The 7037-nt window shown below is 68.3% G+C and carries 5 protein-coding genes; all 5 read right to left on the bottom strand.

From position 1 onward, the window contains the following. Positions 1-61 precede the first annotated feature (61 nt). Positions 62-1465, bottom strand: a complete 1404-nt coding sequence (locus ACPYOM_RS20005) for a serine hydrolase domain-containing protein (RefSeq protein WP_481347290.1) — start codon at positions 1463-1465, stop codon at positions 62-64. Between the two features lie 132 nt (positions 1466-1597). After that, on the bottom strand, positions 1598-2557 hold the full coding sequence (locus ACPYOM_RS20000; protein WP_481347289.1) for an ABC transporter ATP-binding protein: 960 nt from the start codon (positions 2555-2557) through the stop codon (positions 1598-1600). Beyond that, positions 2554-4428, bottom strand: a complete 1875-nt coding sequence (locus ACPYOM_RS19995) for a dipeptide/oligopeptide/nickel ABC transporter permease/ATP-binding protein (RefSeq protein ID WP_481347288.1) — start codon at positions 4426-4428, stop codon at positions 2554-2556. Before ACPYOM_RS19995 ends, ACPYOM_RS20000 begins: the two co-directional genes overlap by 4 nt. 60 nt (positions 4429-4488) lie before the next feature. After that, complete coding sequence (locus ACPYOM_RS19990) at positions 4489-5442, bottom strand: ABC transporter permease (protein ID WP_481347287.1); 954 nt, start codon at positions 5440-5442, stop codon at positions 4489-4491. Between the two features lie 34 nt (positions 5443-5476). Continuing rightward, on the bottom strand, positions 5477-7037 hold a 1561-nt coding region (locus ACPYOM_RS19985; protein ID WP_481347286.1), incomplete at its 5' end, for an ABC transporter substrate-binding protein.

Below are 7037 nucleotides of genomic sequence, written 5' to 3'. Positions count from 1 at the left end.
CTGCAGGAGCAGTGAGCTCACCGCTGGACCTGCCCGACCGTTGCAACCTCCTGCGGGTGAGTCAACGGCCTGTCCGGCGAGTAGCGCGTGCGCCCAAGTGAATCCACTCAGCTTGAGCCTGCCCCGGCGGGACGATGAAGTGAGCGGTGGTGTGGACTCCGGACTGCGGGAGTGGCTCCTCGGTGACCAGCGTGTCACCGCTGAGCGCGACGAAGCGGATCGTCTCCGGCGGCCCGGCGAGTTCGGCGTACGGGCCGAGCGTCACCGTGGTCAGCGCCAAGCCGTGTCCGTCCTGCCTGACCTCGATGCGCATTTCAGCGCGCTCGTAGTCGCCGACGAACCGGCCGGGGTCCGGCACGGCCGTCGTTGCCTGCGGCGGTCGTACGGGAACCGGTGCCGGAACGCCCGCCATGTCGGTGAAGAACTCCGCGTACAGCGCATCGAACACGCTGCGGGCACCGGGCCCGTTCGTCAGCAACGCCATCGCCGTGCCAGTGGCCGGGTGCAGCCGGTAGAAGGCGTACTGGCCAAACGTGGCCCCGTCGTGTCCGATGACCCCGTCGCCGTGCAGGATCCAGCCAAGCCCCCATCCCCGGCCGAGGGTCCCCGGGTCCAGCAGGCGCACCTGTTCCTGCTGCATTGCCCAGACGGACGCGGCCGAGAGGATCGCCTCGCCGCGGCGGCTCAGCCCCGCATCGGCGTGCATCCGTCCGAAGGTGATGACGTCGGTGGCGCTCGAGCAGATGGTCCCCGCCGGCCCGACCGAGCGCGGAGGCGCCCACACGGGGGCCACCTGAAGGTGACCGGCGGCGCCCAGGCCGGACCCGTTGCCTGCCGGTGGGCTGTCCATGTGCCCGAGCGCGTGCCGCTTCAGGATGGCCTCCTCGGGAAGGGTCGTCACTGTGACCTCCAGCGGACCCGAGAGCCTTTCAGCCAGGACGGCGTCCCAGCTCTGCCCGGTCACCGCCTCGATGATCGAACCGAGCGTGGAGAAGCCGCTGTTGCAGTACGAGAACATCTGGCCCAGCGGGTGAATCTGTGCCGCGCCGCCGAGCCCCTCGACGTACCTGCGCAGCGCGTCGTCACCTCGGCCGGTGTCGGTGAAGTCGTCCCCTTCGAAGCCGGCGGTGTGCGTCAGCAGGTGACGGACCGTCACCTGCTCCGACACGCACGAGTCCTGAACCGTGAACCACGGAAGGTAGGTTCGCACGGGGCTGTCGAGCTCCACGAGCCCCGCATCGACCAGGCTCATGATGATCGAGGCGGTGTACACCTTGGTCACCGAGCCGATCTGGAACAGGGTGCTGGTGGTGACGGGTTCACGCGTGTCCACGTTCGTGACGCCGTGTGCCACCGCCAGGACGTCGTGACCGTCGCTGATGGCGAGACTCGCCCCCGGCACGGAGTCGCCGCACAGGTCGGCCAGTCGTTGCGTCAGCTGCTGCTCGAGGCGGTGAAGAGACATGGTCATCAGCCTTCCTGAACGCGGCGGCGCTCATCTCGTTCGATCTGGACACCCGTGAGCGGGCGTTTCTGTACCGAAATACGAAGTGCGATACCCCGGGCGCCGATGGACGCCCGCGGGTGACCAACCCGTCTATGTGAGCGGAGCGAAGTGGCATGCGGCATGGTGCTGGCGTGCAGGGGCATCGGTTCGCGGGTCGGCCTCGGCGCAGATGCTGCGTTCCGGATGAACCATCGGCCCGTTCGGGCACCGATCGCTGAACCGGCACCCGGCCCCGTGACTCAGCTCCTGGCTGGGACGCTCCTCCCCCGGCAGGGAGGCTGGACCTGAGGGCTGCGCCGCCGCCCCCGGCAGCGAGTCGAGCAGGACGCGGCTGTAGGGGTGAACCGGTGAGGCGAATATTGCTGCGCTGGGTCCGGACTCGACAACTTGGCCTCGGTACATGACGTGCACGGTCTCGCTGACGTAGCGCACCACGGCCAGGTCGTGGGAGATGAACAGCAGGCCGAAGCTCAGCTGTCGATGCAAGGTCTTGATGAGGTTGAGGATGGCTCCTTGGACGGACACGTCCAGGGCGGAGGTGATCTCATCAGCGATGAGGTAGGCGGGTTCAGCGGCCAGAGCCCGCGCGATGGCGACGCGCTGGCGCTGCCCGCCCGACAGGGCACCCGGGGTGTGTGCGGCCACGTCGGGGTCAAGGCCCACCAGCTCGAGCATGGATCCGACGGCGGCGCGCCTGTCGCTGCGGCGGCTCGACCGGGGCAAGGCCTCGGCGATCGCCGACCCGACAGGCATTCGCGGGTTCAGCGACGCGTACGGGTCCTGGAACACCATCTGGACCCGGCGCCGCTGCTGGCGAGTTCGCCGACGAAGGGGCGGAAGGGGCAGACCATCCAGGGCGACAGTGCCGGACTGTAGGTCCACCAGCCCAGCCAGCGCCCGTGCGACCGTCGACTTGCCTGACCCTGACTCACCGACGAGGCCGACAATGGAGTCCTGCGGGACCTCGAGGCTGACCTCGTCGAGAGCTTGGACGCCGGTGGCGTGATCACCGAAGCGCAGGTTGGCCCCGACCAAATGCAGAGCGCTCATGGGGCCGGTACACCCTCTCTCATCTGGCCATCTGTGACGGGGTGCGGGAACCAGCAGGCGACCGCTGACTGGCTGCTGGGTGAGGTGCGCGACATCCTCAGCGGTGGCTGCTCCTTGTGACAGCGCTCCTGCGCCAGTGGGCATCGAGGGCTGAAGGCGCACCCCTGGGGTCGTGCGGCTGGATGCGGCGGCCGGCCGGGGATGGTCTGCAACGGCCTGTCCCGCTCGGTGTCCATGCCGGGGATGGTGTCCACGAGGGCGCGGGTGTACGGGTGCTGTGGTGAGGTGAGGATCTGGTGTATCGGGCCCTGCTCGATGATGCGGCCGGAGTACATGACCAGGACCCGCTCGCACAGCTCGGAGATCACGGCCATGTCATGGGAGATGAGCAGGACGGCGATACCGTGCTCATCGCGAAGTCCACACAGCTGAGCGAGAATCCGGCGCTGAACCGTGACATCCAAGGCTGTCGTGGGCTCATCGGCGATGACAAGCCGGGGGGCGCCGATGAGCCCCATCGCGATCATGGCTCGTTGCCGCATCCCGCCGGAGAACTCGTGAGGGTACTGACGCGCGCGTCGCGCTGGCTCGGTGATCTGCACCTCGCGCAGCGCGGCCACGGCCAACTCTTGTGCTTGCGCTTTGGCTGCCCCGGCGTGGACCTCAGCTACTTCACCGACCTGTCGTCCCACGCGCACGGCAGGGTTCAGTGAGGACATCGGGTCCTGGAAGATCACAGCCATCGACGCCTTCAAGCGTTCCCGCAGTGCGCTGCCGGACAAGCCCAGCAGGGAGCTGCCGGCGAAGCACAGTTGGCTGGCCTGCAATCTCGCCGTTGCCGGGAGCAACCCTGCGATCGACAGCGCTGTCATGCTCTTTCCTGATCCGGACTCCCCGACGATGCCGACGATCTCGCCTTCCCGGATCTGGACGTCGACGCCTTGTACAGGCTCGATCCAGCCAGAGCTGGTGGGCAGCGAAACGGTCAGCCCGCGCACGTCCAGAAGGTTCCCCGTGGGCTCGACGGACGCGAGGGGCTGGTCCTGCTCGTTCATGGACGTGGGCGCGGACGTCGGCGGGTGCTCCTGTCGACGGCTCACGGCCGGTGAGCGCTGCCCGAAGGCGGCCGCGGCTACCTCGCCGAGGAGGCTGAAGGTCAGGCCGGCGAAGACGACGGCCACCCCGGGGCCAAGAGCCGCGGCCGGTGACTGGTAGATCCGGTTCAGACCCTCCAGCAGCAGTCGGCCCCAGTCGTAGGACGGAGGCTGCACCCCGAGCCCGAGGAAAGACAGACTGGCAAAGGCAAGCAGCGCCCCGCCAGCTCCGGTGGCCGCGTTGACGACCAGTGGTTCGGCAATGTTCGGCAGCACGTGGCGTAGCAGGAGTCGTCCCGGTCTGACCCCGGCAAGGCGAGCCGCGGCGAGGTAGTCGGCGTTGCTGATGCTCGCTGCCAGCGTCCGGGTCAGTCGCGCGAACGCCGGCATGAACGCGACACCGATCGCCAGGGTGGCGCCGCGAGCCCCGACTCCGAACACCACAGCAAGGCTCAGGGCGATCAGCACCGGCGGGAAGGCGACACCGATGTTCACGGCGGCGCTGATGAGGCGGCCGGCCCGGCGCCCGAGCACCGTGGGCAACGCACCGAGCAGCAGTCCGCCCACGACGCCGATCGTCGTGGCTGTCAAGGCGAGAAGCAGCGAGAGTCTGGTCGCAACCAGGACACGGGCCGCGACATCCCGCCCGAGACTGTCAGTACCCAGCAGGTGCTCAGCTGACGGAGGCTGGTTGAGGTTGGCCGTGTCGAGCAGCTCGGCTTGGTGCCCGAGCAGCAGCGGCGCCACGAACGCGACCCCGATGAGCACGGTGAGCATCACGGCCGAGGCCACCCCGAGCGGGCCCCGCCACGCTGCGGTCCGCGTTGTCGTCATCGCTCAGCCCTCCTTGATGGTCGAACGCGGGTCGAGCACCGCCAGCAGCACGTCGACCAGAAGGTTGATGAGCAGGACCCCGGTGCCGAGAACGACCACGATGCCCTGCACCAGCGGGTAGTCCTTCTGGCTGATCGAGTCGACGAACGTCATCCCGAGCCCCGGCCAGGCGAAGACGTTCTCCACCAGGACGGTCCCCGCGACGAGCGAGCCGACCAGCAGCCCGCCGATGGTCAGCGACGCCGTCAGCAGGTTCGGTAACGCATGCCGGACGTAGAGCCGATGCGTGGGCAGACGTTTGGACCGCGCCGTACGCATGTAGTCCATGGCCAGCACGCGCAACGTCTCCACCCGCACGATCCGGGCCAGTGCCGCGGTCGGCCCCACGGCCAGGGCCACCACAGGGAACACGTAGGAGCTCGGGCCGGCCTGTCCGGCGACGGGCACGAGTGCCAGGACGACACCGAACAGCGCTACGCAGCCGACCGCGACCAAGAACTCCGGTATCGCCACGAGGATGCCGGTCACCGTGGTGAAAGCCAGCTCCGTGTTCTTGGCGCGACCATCCCGCGTGATGCCAGCCATGACGATTCCCAGCGGCGTGCTGACCGTCATGATGACTACGAAGGCGAGACCAGCCAACGCCAAGGTGTTCGGAAGGCGTTCGCTGATCACCTCTGAGACCGGGATGCTGCTGGACATCGACGTGCCGAAGTCACCCGTGACGGCAGAACTGAGGTAGTGCCACAGCTGTTGGGGCAACGGCTGGTCCAGTCCGAGGCTGTGGCGACGGCTTCGGACCAGTTCAGCTGGCGCGGTGAATCCCAACGAGGCCCGAACAGGGTCTCCCGGTATGAGGTGAATCATCGCGAACGTGCCCAGCAGCAGCGCGAAGATCGAGCCCAGCAGGCGTAGGCCGCGACGCAGGATGAACTGGGCCCACGCGCTGCGCCTCACCCCGCACCCTGCCAGGACACAGGCCGGGGACGACTCACTGCTTGACCATCCGGATGGATGAGACATCGATCCCCGCGGACTCCGGTTTGAACTGGACGCCCTTGCCGAAGTAGGAGATGCGGTCGTTGACCAGGGGCGCGATGTCGCCGCTTGTGATGAGGGCCCGCTCCGCTGCAGACCACAGGGCGCAGGCTTCAGAGCCGGTCAGGGCGGAGGCGCGCTGGACGTTGCTGTTGTAGTCAGCGTTGGAGATGTGGGCGAAGTTGGTGCCGTTCGGGGACGCAGGCCCGGACAGGAACGGCACGAGCTGGCTCGGCAGGGACACGGTCAGGGGAACGAACGCGGCATCCCAGGATCCGGTCGCGAACAGCGTCTGCTGCAGTGCGGTGTCCGGCTGGGTCTGGATGTGGACCTCGACGCCGAGCTGCTTCCAGATGTCGGCCAGCAGGGTGGTGCCGGCCGTCCCTGCATCGCCGAACTTGGCCGGCAGCAGGAACTGGAACGTCAACCGGACCCCGTCCTTGCTCCGGACCCCGTCGGCACCCTTGACCCAGCCGCCGGCGTCAAGTGCCTGGTTGGCCGCAGCGACGCTCATCTTGGGCAGCGCCCCACTGACCGTGTCGGTGTCGCAGACCCGGGGCGTCTGGGTGATGAGCCCTCGCGAAGGAAGGCCCAAGCCGGCCGTCATGACCTTGCCGACGTCGCTGCTTGCCGCGGCGCCGATCAGGGCGCGCCGGACGGTCTCGTCCGCGCCAGGGCGAGAAGCAGTCTCGTTGAACCACAGCAGGCCTCGCGGAGTGGCCTGGTCGACCTGCCACAGGTGGTGGTTCTGCAGGCGAGCCAGGTCCGGGCCGGTCGCGCTGATGAGGTTCAACCCACCGGTCAGGAGCAGGTTCGTCGCCGTCGTCGCGTTCGACACGATCCGGACGTTGACGCTCTTGGGCACGCCGGTCGCGTTGCGGCGCGTGCCCTCCGGGCCCCAGTTGTACCCGTCGCGTCGCGTGTAGAGGTAGTGGTCGTTGGCGACGGCATCTCCGAGGACGAACGGGCCGGTTCCCGCGGTCCGGTGCGCCAAGCTCGCACGGTCCTTCAGCCCCGAGCGGCACACGATCAGGATGTCGGCGGCCGACTCGAGCAGGAAGGGCGTGGGCGCGGCCGCGACGAGCTTGACGGTGCGGGTGCCGTCCTCGGCGGACACCTTGAGGCCTGCCGGGGCGGAGACACCCAGCAGGGGCGACTGGTTTGCCGGGTTGACGATGAACTTGAAGTTGTCAGCGACATCGGTTGCCGTCAGCGGGGAGCCGTCCGAGCAGGTGATACCCGGCCTCAGAACGAACGTCGCGGTCTTGCCGTCCGTCTCCCACGTCAGTGCCAGCTGCGCTTGCAGGTGGCCGCTGGGGTCGGTGTGCAGGAGGGTGTCATAGGCGAGCTCGTCGACCTGGCGGGTGACCGACAGTGCGGTCAACGACGGGTCAAGGTTGCCGGGGTCCTGGGTGACGGCATAGTTGAGGGTGCCGTCCACGAGAGGTTCGGCGGCCGTGGTCGTCGTGTTCCCGGTCGGCCCTCCGCAGGCAGCCGTGAACAGTCCGAGCACC

It is taken from the genome of Monashia sp. HAY1-2A, assembly GCF_056755315.1.
The sequence above is the reverse complement of the archived record's forward strand: the minus strand, read 5'-3'. Positions and strand labels throughout refer to the sequence as shown.